At 75.0% G+C, this 18499-nt stretch carries 17 protein-coding genes; 2 read left to right on the top strand and 15 right to left on the bottom strand.

The features are described from left to right. Positions 1-57: 57 nt before the first annotated feature. The 4 genes from hisH to P9841_RS18770 form a co-directional block, all read right to left on the bottom strand. Entirely contained in the window at positions 58-705 is a 648-nt protein-coding gene (gene hisH / locus P9841_RS18785; protein ID WP_283320074.1) for an imidazole glycerol phosphate synthase subunit HisH, read from the bottom strand. A 158-nt stretch (positions 706-863) separates the two neighbouring features. Beyond that, entirely contained in the window at positions 864-1409 is a 546-nt protein-coding gene (locus P9841_RS18780) for a hypothetical protein (protein ID WP_283320073.1), read from the bottom strand. Continuing rightward, positions 1406-2020 carry an imidazoleglycerol-phosphate dehydratase HisB gene (gene hisB / locus P9841_RS18775; RefSeq protein WP_283320072.1) on the bottom strand — a complete coding sequence of 205 codons (615 nt, stop codon included), beginning with the start codon at positions 2018-2020 and terminating at the stop codon, positions 1406-1408. The genes P9841_RS18780 and hisB overlap by 4 nt, the downstream gene beginning before the upstream one ends. Further along, positions 2017-3147: a histidinol-phosphate transaminase gene (locus P9841_RS18770; protein WP_283320071.1), complete on the bottom strand. Its 1131-nt coding sequence runs from the start codon at positions 3145-3147 to the stop codon at positions 2017-2019. Before P9841_RS18770 ends, hisB begins: the two co-directional genes overlap by 4 nt. 100 nt (positions 3148-3247) lie before the next feature. Between P9841_RS18770 and P9841_RS18765 the strand changes: the two genes are divergently transcribed. Beyond that, positions 3248-5461, top strand: coding sequence for a RecQ family ATP-dependent DNA helicase (locus P9841_RS18765; RefSeq protein ID WP_283320070.1), 2214 nt, complete (start codon positions 3248-3250; stop codon positions 5459-5461). A gap of 200 nt (positions 5462-5661) precedes the next feature. Here the strand turns inward: P9841_RS18765 and P9841_RS18760 are convergent, their stop codons facing one another. Together P9841_RS18760 and hisD are read right to left on the bottom strand one after the other, a co-directional pair. After that, positions 5662-6336, bottom strand: coding sequence for an HAD family hydrolase (locus tag P9841_RS18760; protein WP_283320069.1), 675 nt, complete (start codon positions 6334-6336; stop codon positions 5662-5664). A 10-nt stretch (positions 6337-6346) separates the two neighbouring features. Further along, a complete protein-coding gene (gene hisD, locus P9841_RS18755; protein WP_283320068.1) occupies positions 6347-7669 on the bottom strand; it encodes a histidinol dehydrogenase in 1323 nt (440 codons plus the stop codon). A gap of 396 nt (positions 7670-8065) precedes the next feature. Here hisD and P9841_RS18750 point away from each other — a divergent pair, with 396 nt between their 5' ends. Next, positions 8066-8284: an RNA-binding S4 domain-containing protein gene (locus tag P9841_RS18750; protein WP_222169647.1), complete on the top strand. Its 219-nt coding sequence runs from the start codon at positions 8066-8068 to the stop codon at positions 8282-8284. A gap of 356 nt (positions 8285-8640) precedes the next feature. Here the strand turns inward: P9841_RS18750 and dnaE are convergent, their stop codons facing one another. From dnaE to ftsZ, 9 genes are all read right to left on the bottom strand, one after another. Then, a complete protein-coding gene (gene dnaE / locus P9841_RS18745) occupies positions 8641-12222 on the bottom strand; it encodes a DNA polymerase III subunit alpha (protein ID WP_283320067.1) in 3582 nt (1193 codons plus the stop codon). Positions 12223-12297: 75 nt separating this feature from the next. Further along, the gene (locus P9841_RS18740) at positions 12298-13233 is read right to left on the bottom strand and encodes an RluA family pseudouridine synthase (protein ID WP_283320066.1); all 936 of its coding nucleotides are present in this window, start codon (positions 13231-13233) and stop codon (positions 12298-12300) included. Beyond that, entirely contained in the window at positions 13226-13966 is a 741-nt protein-coding gene (locus P9841_RS18735) for a signal peptidase II (protein ID WP_283320065.1), read from the bottom strand. Before P9841_RS18735 ends, P9841_RS18740 begins: the two co-directional genes overlap by 8 nt. 164 nt (positions 13967-14130) lie before the next feature. After that, the gene (locus P9841_RS18730) at positions 14131-14589 is read right to left on the bottom strand and encodes a TraR/DksA family transcriptional regulator (protein ID WP_283320064.1); all 459 of its coding nucleotides are present in this window, start codon (positions 14587-14589) and stop codon (positions 14131-14133) included. A 152-nt stretch (positions 14590-14741) separates the two neighbouring features. Continuing rightward, positions 14742-15407, bottom strand: a complete 666-nt coding sequence (locus P9841_RS18725; RefSeq protein ID WP_283320063.1) for a DivIVA domain-containing protein — start codon at positions 15405-15407, stop codon at positions 14742-14744. 157 nt (positions 15408-15564) lie between these two features. Further along, a complete protein-coding gene (locus P9841_RS18720) occupies positions 15565-15855 on the bottom strand; it encodes a YggT family protein (protein WP_283320062.1) in 291 nt (96 codons plus the stop codon). Positions 15856-15877: 22 nt separating this feature from the next. Further along, complete coding sequence (locus P9841_RS18715; RefSeq protein WP_283320061.1) at positions 15878-16363, bottom strand: cell division protein SepF; 486 nt, start codon at positions 16361-16363, stop codon at positions 15878-15880. 118 nt (positions 16364-16481) lie between these two features. Then, the gene (pgeF, locus tag P9841_RS18710; RefSeq protein ID WP_283320060.1) at positions 16482-17228 is read right to left on the bottom strand and encodes a peptidoglycan editing factor PgeF; all 747 of its coding nucleotides are present in this window, start codon (positions 17226-17228) and stop codon (positions 16482-16484) included. Between the two features lie 5 nt (positions 17229-17233). Next, entirely contained in the window at positions 17234-18481 is a 1248-nt protein-coding gene (gene ftsZ, locus P9841_RS18705; protein WP_283320059.1) for a cell division protein FtsZ, read from the bottom strand. Between the last annotated feature and the right edge of the window lie 18 nt (positions 18482-18499).

The raw sequence follows: 18499 nt of genomic DNA, 5'->3' as shown, positions 1-18499 counted from the left end.
CGGGACGGGGTTCGTGGGGGGCGGCCGGGGTGGGCCGGCCGGGTCGGGCGGGTCGGTTCAGGTCAGCGAGCCGACCCAGTTCTCGAGCAGCTGCGCCCCGGCGTCGCCCGACTTCTCCGGGTGGAACTGCGTCGCCGCCAGCGGCCCGTTCTCCACGGCGGCGACGAACGGGCCGCCGTGCTCGGACCACGTCACCAGCGGCGGCGCCATGCGCTCGGGGTCGGCGCTGCCCGTCAGCGGGAAGCTGCGGGCGGCGTACGAGTGCACGAAGTAGAAGCGCTCCTGCTCGACGCCCGCGAACAGCCGCGTGCCGTCGGGGGCGTCGACCGTCGACCAGCCCATGTGCGGGACGACGTCGGCCTCGAGCCGGTCGACGACGCCCGGCCACTCGCCGAGGCCGTCGGTGCGGACGCCGTGCTCCTCGCCGCGGTCGAACATCACCTGCATGCCGACGCAGATGCCCAGGACCGGCCGGCCGCCCGCGAGCCGGCGGTCGACGATCTGGTCGCCCCGCACGTCGCGCAGACCCGCCATGACCGCGGCGAAGGCGCCGACACCCGGGACGACGAGCCCGTCGGCCTCCGCGGCGTGCTGCGCGTCCGACGTCAGCTCGACCTCGGCGCCGACCCGCTCCAGGGCACGCACGGCCGAGCGGACGTTCCCGAATCCGTAGTCCAGGACGACGACGCGAGGCTGGCTGGGCACCGGTCCAGGCTACCCGGCGCTGCGTGCCCGGCCTCTCGGCGTCCGGTGCGCGGACCGGGTCACGCCGGATCAGGCCAGGCCGGGTCGGGCCGGACGGGACCAGGCCGGGCCGGGTCGGGCCCGGCAGGGCAGCGGGGTGCGGTGCGGTGCACCGCCGGTCAGCCCTTGCGGCGCCGGCCTCCCGACAGCGCGCGCATCGCGGCCCACCGCGACATCCCGACGCTGGTCTCCACGCCGTCGAGCTCGGCCACCGGCGTCCCGCCGACGAGCACGTCCTCGAGCACCGCCGGGGCGCCCGACAGCACCAGCCCGGGCGGCAGGTCGTCCTCGCGCGTGCCCCCGACCCACCGGCTCGCGGCGATCCGGCCGGCTCGCCGGTCCAGCAGCACGACGGGCGAGCCGCGCAGCATCCGCGAGATCGCCTCCGCCGCGGCGGCGGTCCCCGCGGCGTCGGCGGTGTCGCGCAGGACGGCCAGCGCGCCCACCGGGGACGGCACGGCGTCCACGTCGACCCCGGCGAGCGAGCACGCCGCCGCCAGGGGCCGGGCGCCGTCGACCTGCGTCACGACCACCGCGACGACGGGCTCGTCGGGCTCCGTCGCCGCATCGTCCAGGCCGGAGAGGTCGTCGGGGATCTCGAAGCCGAGGTCCTCCGGGACGTCGGGCAGGTCGTCGGGCGAGCCGTCCCGGGGCGCGTCGCTCACAGCGCGCCCTTCGTGCTCGGCACGCCGTCGACGCGCGGGTCCAGGGCGACGGCCGCCCGCAGCGCGCGGGCGAGCGCCTTGAACTGCGCCTCCACGATGTGGTGCGGGTCGCGGCCGGCGAGCACGCGCACGTGCATGCCGAACGCGGCGTGGTGGGCGATCGACTCCAGGACGTGCCGGGTCAGCGACCCCGTGAAGTGGCCGCCGATCAGGTGGTACTCCTGACCCTCCGGCTCCCCCGAGTGGACCAGGTACGGGCGTCCGGACACGTCGACGACCGCCTGCGCCAGCGCCTCGTCCAGCGGCACCGTCGCGTCGCCGAAGCGTGCGATGCCGCGCTTGTCGCCCAGCGCCTCGCGCAGCGCCTCGCCCAGGCAGATCGCGACGTCCTCGACGGTGTGGTGCGCGTCGATCTCGGTGTCCCCGGTCGCACGGACCGTCAGGTCGATGAGGGAGTGCTTGCCGAGCGCCGTGAGCATGTGGTCGTAGAACGGCACGGTCGTGCTGATGTCCGTGCGCCCCGATCCGTCGAGGTCCACCTCCACCACGACGCTCGACTCGCTCGTCGTGCGCTCGATCCGGGCCCTGCGCCCGCCGGTCGTCGTGGTCACGTCCCCAGCACCTCCCACAGCGCGGCGGTGAACGCCGCGGTCTCGTCCGGGGTGCCGACCGACACCCGCAGCCATCCTTCGGGGCCGACCTCGCGGATCAGCACGCCCCGGTCCAGCAGACCCTGCCAGATCTCGTGGCGGTCCCCGTGCACCTGGAACAGCACGAAGTTCGCGTCGGACTCCGCCACCCGGAGCCCCCGGCCGCGCAGGGTGACCACGAGGGCGTCACGCTCCGCCCGCAGGGACCCGACCTGCGCCATGAGCGCCGGGGCGTGCCGCAGGGCCGCGCGGGCCGTCGCCTGCGTGACCGCGGACAGGTGGTACGGCAGCCGCACGACCCGCAGCGCGTCGACGAGCTGCCGCGACGCCGCGAGGTAGCCGACGCGGGCGCCGGCCAGGCCGAACGCCTTGGACATGGTGCGGCTCACCGCCAGGTGGGGGTGCTCGGCCAGCAGGGTCAGCGCCGAGTCGACGCCCTCCCGGCGGAACTCCGCGTACGCCTCGTCGACGACGACGACGCACCCGCCCGGCACCTCGGCCGCGGCGTCGAGCACCTCGCGGACGGTCGCGAGGTCGAGCGCCGTCCCGGTCGGGTTGTTCGGGCTGGTGAGCAGGACGACCGAGGGCGCCTCCCGGGCGACGAGGGCGCGTGCCTCGGCCGGGTCGACGTCGAACTGCTCCGTGCGCCGGCCGGCCACCCAGCGGGTGTGGGTGTCGCGGGCGTACTCCGGGTACATCGAGTACGTGGGCGCGAACGACACGGCCGTGCGCCCCGGGCCGCCGAAGGCCTGCAGCAGGTGGAGCATCACCTCGTTGGACCCGTTGGCCGCCCAGACCTGCTCGGGCTCGAGCCGGACGCCCGACTCCACCGCCAGGTAGTCCGCCAGGTCGGCGCGCAGCGCGAGGAACTCGCGGTCCGGGTAGCGGTTCAGCCCCGTGGCGGCCTCCGCGACCGCAGCGGCGATGTCGGCCACCACCTCCGGCGACGGGGCGTAGGGGTTCTCGTTCACGTTCAGCAGCACCGGCACGTCGAGCTGCGGGGCGCCGTACGGCACCTCGCCGGCGAGCTCGGGACGCACCGGCAGCACGGGCCGCGTGGCCTGCGGGGCGGGGTCGGGTGCGGTCACCGGCTGATCGTATCCGCGGTGCGGGCGGGTGCCGGCGGTCGTCCACAGGGCGACGCCTGCCGCTCGGCCGGTGTCGGCGGTCGTGGCTAGTGTCGGGGCGATGACGCAGCAGATCCCGGGCGCGACCGCACCGACCTCCGACGAGATCGCCGACGCCGGCGGCACCACGACGCACGCCGGCCTGCGCGAGGAGGCGGAGGCCGTGCTGCGTCGCCTCGTCGGGCGCGACGACGCGCGTCTGCGCGACGACCAGTGGCGCGCCGTGGACGCGCTCGTGAGCGACCACCGCCGCGCGCTCGTCGTCCAGCGCACCGGGTGGGGCAAGTCGGCGGTGTACTTCGTGGCGACCGCCCTGCTGCGCGCCCGCGGGGCCGGCCCGACGGTGCTCGTCTCGCCGCTGCTCGCGCTCATGCGCAACCAGGTCGCCTCCGCGCAGCGGGCCGGTGTCCGCGCGGCGACGCTCAACTCGGCGAACGTCACCGAGTGGGACGACGTGCACGCGCAGATCGCCGCGGGCGACGTCGACGTGCTGCTGGTCTCCCCCGAGCGGCTGACCCACCCGCAGTTCCGGGACGAGGTGCTGCCGCGGCTCGCCGCCGATGCGGGCCTGGTGGTCGTGGACGAGGCGCACTGCATCTCCGACTGGGGGCACGACTTCCGGCCCGACTACCGGCGCATCCGCACGCTGCTCGCCGAGCTGCCCGACGGCATCCCGGTGCTGGCGACCACCGCCACGGCGAACGCCCGCGTCACCGCCGACGTCGCCGAGCAGCTCGGCACCGCGGTCCGCGACGACGTCCTCGTGCTGCGCGGGGCGCTCGACCGCTCCAGCCTCGACCTGTCCGTGGTGCGGCTCCCCGACACGGCCGGGCAGCTGGCCTGGCTCGCGCAGAACCTGCCCGCCCTCGAGGGCTCCGGCATCGTCTACTGCCTGACGGTCGCCGCCGCCCAGCAGGTGACCGAGCACCTGCGGTCGGCCGGCCTCGACGTGCGGGCGTACACCGGCCAGACCGACCCGGCGGAGCGCGAGGTCGCCGAGGCGGACCTGCTCGCGAACCGGGTCAAGGCCCTGGTCGCCACCTCCGCCCTCGGCATGGGCTTCGACAAGCCGGACCTCGGGTTCGTCGTGCACGTCGGGGCGCCGTCCTCCCCCATCGCGTACTACCAGCAGGTCGGCCGCGCCGGACGCGCGGCCGAGGCCGTCGGCGGGCGCGCGACCGCGGTGCTGCTGCCCGGCCGGGAGGACCGCGCGATCTGGGAGTGGTTCGCGTCGACCGCGTTCCCGCCGGAGGACGACGTGCGGGCCGCGCTGCGAGCCCTCCGCGAGGGCGGCGTGCTGTCCACCGCGGCGCTCGAGACGCACGTCTCGCTGCGCCGGTCACGCCTCGAGCAGATGCTCAAGGTGCTCGACGTCGACGGTGCGGTCCGGCGCGTGCGGGGCGGCTGGGAGGCGACCGGCGAGCCCTGGTCGTACGACGCGGAGCGGTACGAGCGCGTCACCGCCACCCGTCGGGCCGAGCAGCAGCTCATGGTCGACTACGTCACCACCGACGGCTGCCGGATGGCCCACCTGCGGCGGGCGCTCGACGACCCCGAGCTCGCGGGCCCGGGCGGCGAGCAGTGGCGGTGCGGACGCTGCGACCGCTGCACGGGCAGCACGGTGGGCGTGTCCCCGGACGCCGCGCACGTCGCCGGCGCCCAGGCGCTCCTCACGTCGGCCGGCGTCGCGGTCGACCCGCGCCGGCAGTGGCCCACCGGGATGGCGACCCTGGGACTCGACCTGCGCGGGCGCATCCCGGCCGAGGAGAACGCCGAGCCGGGGCGCGCCGTCGCCCGCCTCGACTCCGTCGGCTGGGGCGGGCTGCTGCGTGACCTGTTCGGCGGCGAGGCGGACCCGGAGGCCGGCCTCCCGGCCGCGTTGCGCGACCCGGTGCTCGCCACCCTCGACGCGTGGCAGCCCGAGCACCGGCCCGAGGGCGTCGTGGTGGTGCGCTCCTCGACGCGGCCCGCCCTCGTCGAGCACCTGGCGAACGGCGTCGCCCGGCACCTCGGCGTACCGCTCGTCGGTGCCGTCGCGCCCCGGCCCGACACCCCGCCGAGCCGGCACGACGTCAACTCCGCGCACCGGCTCGCCGCGGTCGCCCGACGCCTCGAGCTCGACCTCGGACCGGCCGCGGCCGCGGGGCTCCCCGGCCGGAACGTGCTGCTCGTCGACGACCGCACCGACTCGGGGTGGACGCTGACCGTCGCCGCACGGCTGCTCCGGCGGGCGGGCGCCGCGGCGGTGCTGCCGTTCGTGCTCGGGGTGGGCTGACACCGGCGCGCCGGGGGTCGGGGTCGCGTCGCCCGTCGGCGCGGTGCCGGGAGTTGGTGCCGGGGATCGGTGCCGGGGACCTGTGCCGGGACCTGTGCCGGGGACCGGTCCCGGCGGCCGGGTTCGTCTCGCGGTCCGAGCCGCGGTGGACGCGCCCGCCCGCTGAGCCGGTCCCGTGCGCGCCGTCGGCGCGAGGGGTCTCAGCGCGGCAGCGCCAGGTCGAGCACCCGGTGCAGCCGGAGCTGGTCCGGCGCCCTCAACGGCGGGAGCACGAGGGCCGTCATCCCGAGCTCCGCCGCAGCGCCGTCCCACGCCCCGCGGTCGCCGACCATCAGGACGTCGGAGGCCGGGACGCCGAGACCGTCCAGCGCCGCCGCGAAGATCCTGGGGTCCGGCTTCGCAGCGCCCACCTCGTAGGAGAGCGCCCACACGTCCACGAGGTCCGCGAGCGACCCGCCGCCGGGCGACGCGTGGGCCGCGAACGCGGGGCGCAGGTCGACGTGGATGTCGCTGACGACGCCGATCGCTACGCCCGCGCCCGTCAGCGCGCCGAGCGTGGCACCGACGTCGTGGGCGAACGGAGCAGCAGCCACGTCGGACTCAGCGGCGTAGAGCGCGGCAGCCAGCTCCGCATCCAGCCCCGAGGTCGCGAACCAGTGCTCGTACGCCGCCCGGTGCCGATCCTGGTCGGCATCGACGTCCGGCGCCCCGACGGCCGACCGGTCACCCGCGCGGAGCATGCGGAGCACCGCGTCGACCTCCGCGGACCCGGCCGCGCGTCCGGCGTGCACCAGACCGCGCGCCACCAGCTCCGGGTACGTCGGTGCCGGCACGAGCGTGCCCCGGTAGTCGAGCAGGACCGCCCGGAACGACACAGCGCGTGGCTCAGAACCGGGCGCGGACGGCCTCGCCGTGCGCCGGCAGCCCCTCGGCGTCCGCGAGCGCGACGATCCGGTCCGCGACCTCCCGCAGCGCGTCCGCGTCGTACTCCACCACCTGCACCGCCCGGACGAACGAGTGCACGCCGAGCCCGGACGAGAAGTGGGCGCAGCCGCCGGTCGGCAGGACGTGGTTGGAGCCGGCCATGTAGTCGCCCAGCGACACCGGGGAGTACGCGCCGACGAAGATCGCACCCGCACTGGTCACACGCTCCGCGACGGCCGCGGCGTCGACCGTCTGGATCTCGAGGTGCTCCGCGCCGTACGCGTTGACGACGTCGAGGCCGGCCTCGACGTCGTCCACCAGGACGATCGCCGACTGCGGGCCGGACAGCGCCTGGGCCACGCGCGCGGCGTGCCGGGTGGCCTGGACCCTGTCCACCAGCTTCGCCTCGACGGCGCCCGCGAGCTCGACGGACGGCGTGACCAGGACGGACGCCGCCAGCGGGTCGTGCTCCGCCTGCGAGACCAGGTCGGCGGCCACGTGGTCGGCGTCCGCGGTGCCGTCCGCCAGGACCGCGATCTCCGTGGGGCCCGCCTCCGCGTCGATCCCGACGACGCCGCGGACGAGCCGCTTCGCCGCCGCGACGTACACGTTGCCCGGGCCGGTGATCACGTCGACGGGCTCGCAGAGCGTGTCACCGTCCACGGGCTCGGAACCGGCCGCGCCGTACGCCAGCATCGCGATGGCCTGGGCACCCCCGACCGCGTACACCTCGTCGACCCCCAGCAGCGCGCACGTCGCGAGCACGACCGGGTCCGGCAGCCCGTCCTCGTCCCGCTGCGGGGGCGACGCGACGGCCAGCGAACCGACGCCGGCCTCCTGCGCGGCCACCACGTTCATGATCACCGAGGACGGGTAGACCGCGAGCCCGCCCGGCACGTACAGGCCGACACGCCTGACCGGGATCCACCGCTGGCGCACCTGCGCGCCCGGGGCGACCTGCACGGTGTGGTCGGCCGGACGCTGCCGGGCGTGCACCGCGCGGACCCGGCGGATCGTCTCGTCGAGCGCCGCCCGCACCTGCGGGTCCAGCACGTCGACCGCGGCCGCGATCACCTCGGCGGGCACCCGCAGGTGCGCGGGGCGGACGCCGTCGAAGCGCTCCGCCAGATCACGCAGGGCTGCGGCACCTCGCGCCCGGACGTCGGCGATCACCGGCTCGACGGCCGCCGTGGCGGACTCCACGTCGAGCTCGGGACGCGGCAGGGTCTCGAGCAGCTCGCGGCGGGACAGGGCGCGACCGCGCAGGTCGATGCGGGAGATCACCCTCCCGATTCTAGGGGCGCCCCGGAACGTGCGCCGGGGCGTCCACCGGCACGGACGCCTGCGCGCGGCCGGAACCCGCCGCCGGGGCGCGGCCGCCGAGGCGCGGCCGCCGGGGCGCAGTCGCCGACGCGCGATCGCCGGCGTGTCCACCGGCACGGACGCCTGCGCGCGGCCGGAGACCGCCGCCGAGGCGCACGTCGCCGACGTGTGGGCCCCGCGCCTTCCGGCTCCGGCAGGCTGGCACGGTTCCCGTCGGCCGGACCGCGCCGGGCCCGGGCGGGACCGGCACCGGCAGGCGGACGCGGGCGGACGGCGGTCGGGTGGCTCCCGCCCGGCGCTCGAGGTCAGCCGGCTCGGGCCGGGCAAGACCGTGCCGCGCGCTGGCAGGATGGTCCGGTGACCACCGTGCCGATCTCCGACGACGTCATCCGACTCGGGCAGTTCCTCAAGCTCGCCGGCCTGGCCGACTCGGGGGCGGACGCGCGGGCGCTCCTCGACGACGGCGAGGTGACCGTCAACGGTGAGCCGGAGTCGCGCCGCGGCCGCCAGCTGCACCGCGGCGACGTCGTCGAGGTCGCCACCCCGGCGGGCCCGCACCGCGCCACCGTCGCCTGACGCGCCCCGACAGCACCCCGCGAGCTCGGGACTCCCGGCGAGTTCGGCACTCCCGGTCGAGTTCGGCAGTCGGAGGTGCCGAACTCGCACCGCACCTGCCGAACTCGCGGGACGCTGCGGACGCAGCCGCACGCGAGGTCGTCACCTCCGGCCGAGGTCGTCACGTCGACCTGACGACCTCAGCGCGAGCTGACGACCTCGGGGCGGGCGGACGACCCCGGCGCCGAGCTGACGACCTCGTTGCGCGTTGACGAGCTCGGCGGGCGGACGACCCCGGCGTGCGGCGGCGCAGCTGTGGACGCGCCCGTCCGCGCCCGCCCGAGGCCCGCGCCGGGCCGGACGGCCCGGCGCGGGCCCTAGACGCCGACCGGGGTCGTCGCCGACTCGAGGCAGCCCGGGCCGAGCAGCGCCTTCAGGTCGCCGTACAGCGCGGGCGAGCGCTCCACCCGCCAGCCGCCGTTCGGCATCACGAGCGCGGTGCCCCCGCGGACCTGCGCGACGCGGAAGTGGATCTCCGACATCCCGGGGTGGGTGCGGAGCACCTCCAGCAGCCGCTCGAGGACGGGCGGCGTGCACCGGGCCTCGGACATCCGCACCACCACGGGCGCGTCGGCGACGGCGGACAGGTCCGGCAGCGACACCTCCATGGCCTGCAGCTGCATGGCGTCGTCCCGGCGCCGCACCCGGCCGCGCACCACGATGACGGCGTCCTCGGCCAGCACGGTCGAGTAGGCGAGGTAGGTCTCGCCGAAGAACATGATCTCGACCGAGCCCTCCATGTCCTCCAGCGTGACGGCGGCCCACGGGTTGCCCTGCTTGGACATCTTGCGCTGCAGGGACGTCACGAGCCCCGCGACGACGACGGTGGACCCGTCGGGCCGCGCCTCGTCGGCGTTGAGCGTCGCGATCGACACGTCCGCGGCGGCGGACAGCACGTGCTCCAGCCCGGACAGCGGGTGGTCGGAGACGTACAGGCCGAGCATCTCCCGCTCGAACTGCAGCCGCTGCTTCTTGTCCCAGTCCGGCACGTCGGGCACCTGCACGGAGAACCCGGGCCCGTCGTCGCCCCCGAGGTCCGCGAACAGGTCGAACTGCCCCTCGGCCTCGCGCCGCTTGACGCCGATCACGGACTCCACGGCCTGCTCGTGCACGAGCAGCAGCGCCCGGCGGGCGTGGCCGAGCGAGTCGAACGCGCCGGCCTTGATGAGCGACTCGATGGTCCGCTTGTTGCAGACCACGGCCGGGACCTTGTCGAGGAAGTCGGTGAACGAGGTGAACTCGCCCTTCTCCTCGCGCGTCCGCACGATCGCCTCGACGACGTTGGCGCCGACGTTGCGGACGGCGGTCAGGCCGAACCGGATGTCGGGCCCGACGGCCGTGAACAGGGCGGAGGACGAGTTCACGTCGGGCGGCAGGACGGTGATGCCCATGCGCCGGCACTCGCCGAGGTACAGGGCGGACTTGTCCTTGTCGTCGCCCACCGACGTGAGCAGGCCCGCCATGTACTCGGTCGGGTAGTTCGCCTTGAGGTACGCCGTCCAGTACGAGACGACCCCGTACCCGGCGGAGTGCGCCTTGTTGAACGCGTAGCCCGCGAACGGGACCAGCGTGTCCCAGACCGCCTGGATCGCCGGCTTGGAGTAGCCGCGCTCCTTCATGCCCGCCTCGAACGGCACGAACTCCTTGTCGAGGATCTCCTTCTTCTTCTTGCCCATCGCGCGGCGCAGCAGGTCGGCCTGGCCGAGCGAGTAGCCCGCGAGCACCTGCGCGGCCTTCTGCACCTGCTCCTGGTACACGATGAGGCCGTACGTGCCGTCGAGGACCTCCGCCAGGGGCTCCTCGAGCTCCGGGTGGATGGGCGTGATCGGCTGGAGGCCGTTCTTGCGCAGCGCGTAGTTCGTGTGCGAGTTCATGCCCATCGGCCCGGGCCGGTACAGGGCGATGACGGCGGAGATGTCCTCGAAGTTGTCGGGGCGCATCTGCCGCAGCAGCGCCCGCATCGGGCCGCCGTCGAGCTGGAACACGCCCAGGGTGTCGCCGCGCGCCAGCAGCTCGTACGTCGGCTTGTCGTCGAGGGGGATCTCCTCGAGCTCGATGGCCGGCTTGTCGTTCATGACGATGTTGCGCAGCGCGTCGTCGAGGATCGTGAGGTTCCGCAGCCCGAGGAAGTCCATCTTGATGAGGCCGAGGCCCTCGGACGTCGGGTAGTCGAACTGCGTGATGACCGCGCCGTCCTGCGGCCGCTTCATGATCGGGATGATGTCGATCAGCGGCTCGCTGGACATGATGACGCCGGCGGCGTGCACGCCCCACTGGCGCTTGAGGTTCTCCAGGCCGCGCGCGGTCTCCAGGACGCGCTGCGCCTCGGGGTCGGCGGCGACGACCTGCCGGAACTCCTCGGCCTCGGCGTAGCGCGGGTGCTCCGGGTCGTACATGCCGGACAGCGGGATGTCCTTGCCCATGACGGCGGGCGGCATCGCCTTGGTGAGCTTCTCCCCCATCGCGAACGGGAAGCCCAGCACGCGCGAGGAGTCCTTGAGGGCCTGCTTCGCCTTGATGGTGCCGTACGTGACGATCTGCGCGACCCGGTCGTCGCCGTACTTCTCGGTGACGTACCGGATGACCTCGCCGCGCCGGCGCTCGTCGAAGTCGACGTCGACGTCGGGCCAGGAGACGCGCTCGGGGTTGAGGAACCGCTCGAAGATCAGCCCGTGCCGCAGCGGGTCGAGCTCGGTGATGCCCATCGCGTACGAGGCCATCGACCCGGCCGCGGAGCCGCGTCCCGGCCCGACGCGGATGCCCTGCTCGCGGGCCCACGCGATGAAGTCGGCGACGACGAGGAAGTAGCCGGAGAAGCCGAGCTGGACGATGACGTCGGTCTCGTACCGCGCCTGGGCCCGCACGTCGTCCGGGATGCCGCCGGGGTACCGCCGGTGCAGCCCGCGCTCGACCTCCTTGATGAACCACGAGTTCTCGTCCTCGCCCTCCGGGACGGGGAAGCGCGGCATGTAGTTGGCGCCCGTCGGGAACTCGACCTCGCACCGCTCCGCGATGAGCAGCGTGTTGTCGCACGCCTCCGGCAGCTCCGACCAGGTCTGGCGCATCTCCTGCGCGGACTTGACGTAGTAGCCGTCGCCGCTGAACGCGAAGCGCGAGCCGCCCTGGTCGTACGTCGGCTCGTCGAGCGTGGACCCGGACTGGACGGCCAGCAGCACCTCGTGCGCGTGCGCGTCCTCCTTGCGGGTGTAGTGCAGGTCGTTCGTGGCGACGACCGGCGCGCCGATCTGCTCGGCGATGCTCAGCAGGCCCTTGATGGTCCGGCGCTCGATCTCGAGCCCGTGGTCCATCAGCTCGACGAAGAAGTTCTCCTTGCCGAAGATGTCCTGCAGCTCCCCGGCCGCGCGCAGCGCCTCGGCGTCGTGCCCCAGCCGCAGCCGCGTCTGGATCTCGCCCGACGGGCACCCCGACGTCGCGATCAGCCCGGTGCTGTACGTCTGCAGCAGCTCGCGGTCCATGCGCGGCCACTTGCCCATCTGCCCCTCGAGCGAGGCCAGCGAGCCCATCCGGAACAGGTTGTGCATGCCCTCGGTGCTCTGGGACAGCAGCGTGAGGTGCGTGTAGGCGCCGCGGGCGGAGACGTCGTCGGCCGCCTGGTGCGCCTCGCCCCAGCGCACGCGCGTCTGGTCGAACCGGCTGGTGCCCGGCGTGACGTACGCCTCGACCCCGATGATCGGCTTGACCCCGAGCTTCTTGGCCTGCGAGTAGAAGTCGAAGGCGCCGAACAGGTAGCCGTGGTCGGTGATCGCCATGGCCGACTGGCCGAGGCGCTGGGCCTCCGCGAGCATCTCGCCGACCCGGGCCGCGCCGTCGAGCATCGAGTACTCGGAGTGCACGTGCAGGTGGACGAAGTCGGAACCGTTGCTGCCACCTGATGCCATGCCCGCCATCCTAGGTCGACCGTCCGACAGACCCGGCGTGCCCCGCCGCCGACCCGGGCGACCGCGCGGGAGGCGTCAGCGGTAGCCGTCGCGCAGCGTCTCCAGCGCGTGCTCCAGGTCCGCCGGGTAGCCGCTGGTCACCTCCAGCCACCGCCCGTCCGCGGGGTGCGCGAAGCCGAGCCGCACCGCGTGCAGCCACTGCCGCGTGAGCCCGACCCGCTCGGCGAGCACGGGGTCCGCGCCGTACGTCAGGTCGCCCACCAGCGGGTGCCGCAGCGCCGCGAAGTGCACGCGGATCTGGTGCGTCCGGCCCGTCTCGAGGTGCACCTCCGCGAGCGACGCGGCCGGGAGCATCTCCAGCACCTCGTAGTGCGTGACCGACGGCTTGCCCTCCGCGGTGACCGCGAACTTCCAGTCCTGCCCCGGGTGCCGGCCGATCGGGGCGTCGATCGTCCCGGTCGTCGGCTCGGGGTGGCCCTGCGCGAGCGCGTGGTAGACCTTCTCGACGGTGCGCTCCTTGAACGCCCGCTTGAGCACCGTGTACGCGTGCTCGCTCTTCGCGACGACCATCAGGCCCGACGTCCCGACGTCCAGGCGGTGCACGACACCCTGCCGCTCCGCCGCGCCCGAGGTCGAGACGTGGTAGCCGCGCGCGGCGAGCACGCCGACGACGGTCGGGCCGGTCCAGCCCGGCGACGGGTGGGCGGCGACGCCCACGGGCTTGTCCACCACCACGAGGTCCGCGTCGTCGTACGCGATGCCGAGGGCCGGGACGTCCTGCTCGGAGTCCACCGTCCGGCTCGCCTCGGGCGCCGGGACCTCGACCTCGAGCCAGCCGTCCGCGGGCAGGCGGGCGGACTTGCCCACGGCCAGCCCGTCGACGCGCACGTACCCGCCCTCGGCGAGCTCCGCCGCGCGGGTCCGCGACAGCCCGAGCATCCGCGACAGCGCGGCGTCGACCCGCTCCCCCGCCAGCGCGTCCGGGACCGGCAGGGTCCGGACCTCAGCCATCGGCGCGCGCCCCGCCCGGGACGTCGGCGGACGCACCGCCCACGCCGTCGCCCGCCGCGCCGCCGTCGCCCTCCGCCGCGCCGTCCTGCCGCCCGTCGTCCTCGCCGCGGCCCTCACGGGAGCCGTCGAGCCGGATGCCGAGCAGCGACAGCAGCATCAGCATGCCCGCCGCGACGACGATCGCGATGTCGGCGACGTTGCCCACGAACCAGTCCGCGTACGCGATGAAGTCCACGACGTGCCCGCGCGCGACGCCGGGCTCGCGGATCATCCGGTCGACCAGGTTGCCGAGCGCCCCGCCGAGCAGGAGCCCCAGCGCGACGGTCCAGCCGCGGGACCCCAGGCGGCGCGACACCCGCACGATCACCACCACGACGGTGATCGCGACGACGGTCAGCAGCCAGGTCGTGCCGGTGGCGATGCCGAGCGCGGCACCGGGGTTGAACAGCAGCTGCAGCCCGAGCAGGTCGCCCAGCAGCGGGCGCCGGACGCCCTCCTCCAGCGTCGCGAGCGCCCACGCCTTCGTCGCCTGGTCGAGGGCGAGCGTGGCGACCGCCAGCACGACCAGCCCGGTCACGAACCGGCGACGCGGTCCGCCGCCGGGCACCGGGGCGCCGTCCCGCGCCGTGGCGGGCTGCGGGCCGACCTCCGGGCGGACGGGAGCGGCTGCGCTCTCGGCGGCGCCGGGCTGCGGGGTGGCGGGGACGGGCTCGGGCCCGGGGGTTCGCGACATCGCCGCAGAGTCTACGGGCGTGCCGCGGCACGGCGGCGGCCCCGCACGCCCGCGGACGTCCCCGGCCGCACCGGGACGACGCGCCGGGCGCGACCCGGCCGACGCCCGGACGCACGACGGCCCCCGGGATCACCCGGGGGCCGTCGTGGACGTCGCGGTCGGCGTCAGCGGCGCTCCTCGCGCTGCTTGCAGGCCACGCAGAGCGTCGCCCGCGGGAACGCCTGCACGCGGGCCTTGCCGATCGCCTCGCCGCACGAGTCGCAGCGGCCGAACGTGCCGGCGTCGATGCGGGCCAGCGCGCGGGTGGTCTGCTCGAGCATGTCGCGGGTGTTGTTGACCAGCGTGAGCTCGTGCTCGCGCTCGAGAGCGCTGGAGCCGGAGTCGGCCTGGTCGTCGCCCGCGCCGTCGCCGGAGTTGCGCAGGAGGTTCGACAGCTCCTCGTCGGCCGCCGCGAGCTCCGCGGTCAGGCGGTCGATCTCGGCGACGAGCTCGGTGGCGATCTCCTGCACCTCCTGCTCGGTCCAGGGGTCCTCACCGGCCCGGACGGGGAACCGGGTGGCCGCGTCCGTCAGGTCGGGGAGCGTGCGAGGGGCGTGCGCGCTGAGCGAGTCGTTGATGGCCACGGGGGTCCTCTTTCCTCAGATGAGTCCGCAGAGACTATGCGCCCCGCCCTGGACGCACAACACACCACGCCCGACGGGGCGGGCGTGGTGTGTCGTGGGTGACGAGGCGTCCGGCTGCCGGCCGGGTCGGCAGGCGCCCGGCGGCGCCGGTGTCAGAGGCGGTCGGCCGACGGCGTCGCGCCCTGGGCACCGCGCTGCGGCAGCGCGCTGGCCCGGTTGTCGAGGTCGCCGAGCAGGTTCTCGAGGTAGCTCTTGAGGCGCGTGCGGTAGTCGCGCTCGAACACCCGGAGCTCGTCGATCTTGCGCTCGAGCACCGAGCGCTCCTGCTCCAGCTCGCTGAGCGTGCGGGCGGAGGTCTCCTCGGCCTCGCGCACGATGCGCTGGGCCTGACCCTTCGCCTCGTTGACGATGCGCTCGCCCTCCTCCTGGCCGCTGCGGACGTAGTCGTCGTGCAGCTTCTGGGCCAGGGCGAGCATGCCGGTGGCGGACTCGGGCTCGCTCTGCCTCTGCGGCGCGACCGGCGCGGTGGCCACCGGGGCGGGTGCCGGGGCCGGGGCGGCGGCGACGGGGGCCGGGGCGGGCTTCTCCTCGGGCTTCGGGGCCGCGGACGCCTGCGCGCCCTGGCGGCTGAGCTCGGCGATGCGGCGCTCCGCCGCGGCGAGCTTCGCCTTGAGGTCCTCGTTCTCGCTCTGGGTCTCCCGGAGGGTGTTCACGACCTCGTCGAGGAAGTCGTCGACCTCGTCCTGGTCGTACCCCTCGCGGAACTTCGTCGCCTGGAACTTCTTGTTCAGGACGTCGTCTGCCGTCAGCAGTGCCATCGTCGTCACCTCTTCGGTCGTACTGGGTCGAGCCGGTGGCAGTCCGCCGACCACCTCGGGCCACCGTAGCGGACATTGGGATTTGTGCACGCGACCCGCCCGCGTGCCGCGGCACGCGATCGGACCCGGGGGCACGCCGGCCCGGGGAGCAGCGGCGTCATGCCGCGAGCCACCCCAGGAGGGAGAGCAGGAACGAGCACCCGAGCATGAGCACGAGGAACGCCAGGTCGAGGCGCACCGAGCCGAGCGTCAACGGCGGGATCACCCGGCGCAGGGCGCGCAGCGGCGGGTCCGTCACCGAGTACGTGATCTCGGCGACCACGAGGGCGACGCCGCGCGGGCGCCAGTCCCGGGCGAAGTACTGCACCCAGTCGAGGACGAGGCGCACGAGCAGGACGAGGATGAAGGCCAGGACGACGAGCTGCAGCAGGCCGAGGACGAAGGTCACGCGTCCCAGTCTCCCCGATCCGTCAGCTCTGGTTGAAGAAGCCGGCGCGCGAGGCCTCGGCGGGCCGGCCGTCGCCGGTGATCTCCACCGAGGACGGCGACAGCAGGAACACCTTGTTGGTGACCCGCTCGATCGCGCCGTGGAGGCCGAAGATCAGGCCCGCGGCGAAGTCGACGAGCCGCTTGGCGTCCGCGTCGTCCATGTCCGACAGGTTCATGATGACCGGGGTGTTCTCCCGGAACGCCTCGCCGATCTTGCGCGCGTCGTTGTAGGAGCGCGGGTGGATCGTCGTGATGCGGCGGACCTCGCCGTCGTGGCGGGGCGCGGGCGCCGGCGCGACGGGGCGCTCGACGGGCGCGGCGGTCCGGTGCAGCGGCGTGACCTCGGCCTCGTAGTCCTGTCCCACGGTCGCCTCCGGCTCGTCGTACTCGTCGACGTACTGGTCGTGCTCGCCACGGTCGTCGGCAAGCCCGAGGTACAGCATGGTCTTGCGCAGCGCTCCGGCCATCGCGATCACTCCATCCGCATTGCTGAAAGGTCCTGCGACGTCACGCTAGCAACGGCGCAGCGCGCCGCCCTGCTGCGACACGCGGCGTGTCGGCCGCCGTGCTGGCCGGCCGCGGCGGTCAGAGCAGCGCGACCACGCCGGCGGACCTCCCCGTGACCTCTCCCGCGCGCTGCGCCCGCCGGTGCGAGTAGAAGCGCGCGTCGGTGTCCGTGCACCACCCCGTGAGCCGCACGTCCCCGACGCCGGCCCCGCGCAGCACGGCCGCCGCGCCCGCGGGCAGGTCGAGGCCGGGCGTGCCCCGGTCGGTCATGCAGGCCGTGGCGGGCACGACGGCCGCGACCTCGCGCTGCAGCTCCTCGGGGACCTCGTAGCGGGGGCCCGAGATCGCCGGTCCGACGACCGCGCGCACCCGGGCGGGGTCCGCGCCCCGGGCGACGAGCGCCCCGACCGCCGCCTGGAGCACGCCCGCGACGAGGCCGCGTCGGCCCGCGTGCACCGCGCCGACGACCCGGGCGACCGGGTCGGCGAGCAGCACGGGGACGCAGTCCGCGACGAGCACGCCGACGGCGGTCCCGGGCAGCGCCGTGACGAGCGCGTCGGCGTCCGCCACCGCGTCGGCACCGGCCTCGGCGACCGAGCCCAGCACGTGCACCGCGGACCCGTGCACCTGCCGGGCCCAGGCGACCGGCGCCCCGGCCCACGCCGCCACGCGCGCACGGTTCTCCCGCACGTGCGCCGGGTCGTCCCCGACGGCGAGGCCGAGGTCGAGCGTGTCCCAGGGGGGCGCGCTGACACCGCCGGCGCGGGTGGTGAAGCCCGCCCGGACGCCGGGGCCGAGGTCGACCTCCAGGACCGGGACGCCCACGGCGGCTACTTGAGGAAGTCCGGCACGTCGAGGTCGTCGTCCTTGCGGCGCGCGACCTCCTCCTCGAAGATCCGCGGGACCTCGAGCTGGCCGGTGGCGCCGGCGTCGGTCTCGGTGCTCAGGAACGCCGGGACGCCGGGCGCCGGGCGCTGCTCGTCGTCCGGGCCCACCGGGCGCGGCGGGACCGCGGCGTGGGCGGCGGTGGTGGTGGGCACCGCCGCCGACGGCGGGATCGCCGCCGGGGCCGCGCCGGCACCGCCGGAGCTGACCTGGCCCAGGGCGCGCGAGTCGCGCCGGACGGCGGGCGCGCCGCCGTCGAACCCGGCCGCGATGACCGTCACGCGCACCTCGTCGCCCAGGGCGTCGTCGATGACGGCGCCGAAGATGATGTTCGCCTCGGGGTGCGCAGCCTCCTGCACCAGGCGGGCGGCCTCGTTGATCTCGAACAGCCCGAGGTCGGACCCGCCCTGGATCGACAGCAGCACGCCGTGGGCCCCGTCGATGCTGGCCTCGAGCAGCGGCGAGGAGATCGCGAGCTCGGCGGCCTGCACGGCACGGTCCTCGCCGCGCGCGGAGCCGATGCCCATGAGCGCGGAGCCGGCACCCTGCATGACGGACTTCACGTCGGCGAAGTCGAGGTTGATCAGGCCCGGGGTGGTGATGAGGTCCGTGATGCCCTGGACACCGGAGAGCAGCACCTGGTCGGCGGACCGGAACGCGTCGAGCACGGACACCGAGCGGTCGGAGATCGACAGCAGGCGGTCGTTCGGGATGACGATGAGGGTGTCGACCTCGGCGCGCAGCGCCTCGATGCCGGAGTCGGCCTGCACGGTGCGGCGGCGGCCCTCGAAGGTGAACGGGCGCGTCACGACGCCGATGGTCAGCGCGCCGAGCGAGCGGGCGATCCGGGCCACGACGGGCGCGCCGCCCGTGCCCGTGCCGCCGCCCTCGCCCGCGGTGACGAAGACCATGTCGGCGCCGCGCAGGACGTCCTCGATCTCCTCCGCGTGGTCCTCGGCGGCCTTCTTGCCGACCTCGGGGTCGGCGCCGGCACCGAGACCCCGGGTCAGCTCGCGGCCGACGTCGAGCTTCACGTCCGCGTCGGACATGAGCAGCGCCTGGGCGTCGGTGTTGATGGCGATGAACTCGACACCCTTGAGGCCGACCTCGATCATGCGGTTCACGGCGTTGACGCCGCCACCACCGATGCCGACGACCTTGATGACCGCCAGGTAGTTCTGCGGAGCTGCCACGGTGGGTGCCTCTCGTCT

Source organism: Cellulomonas sp. ES6, from assembly GCF_030053835.1.
In the GTDB taxonomy this organism is placed as follows: domain Bacteria; phylum Actinomycetota; class Actinomycetes; order Actinomycetales; family Cellulomonadaceae; genus Cellulomonas.
Note: the sequence above shows the minus strand (reverse complement) of the source record. Positions and strands in the feature narration are given on the sequence as shown.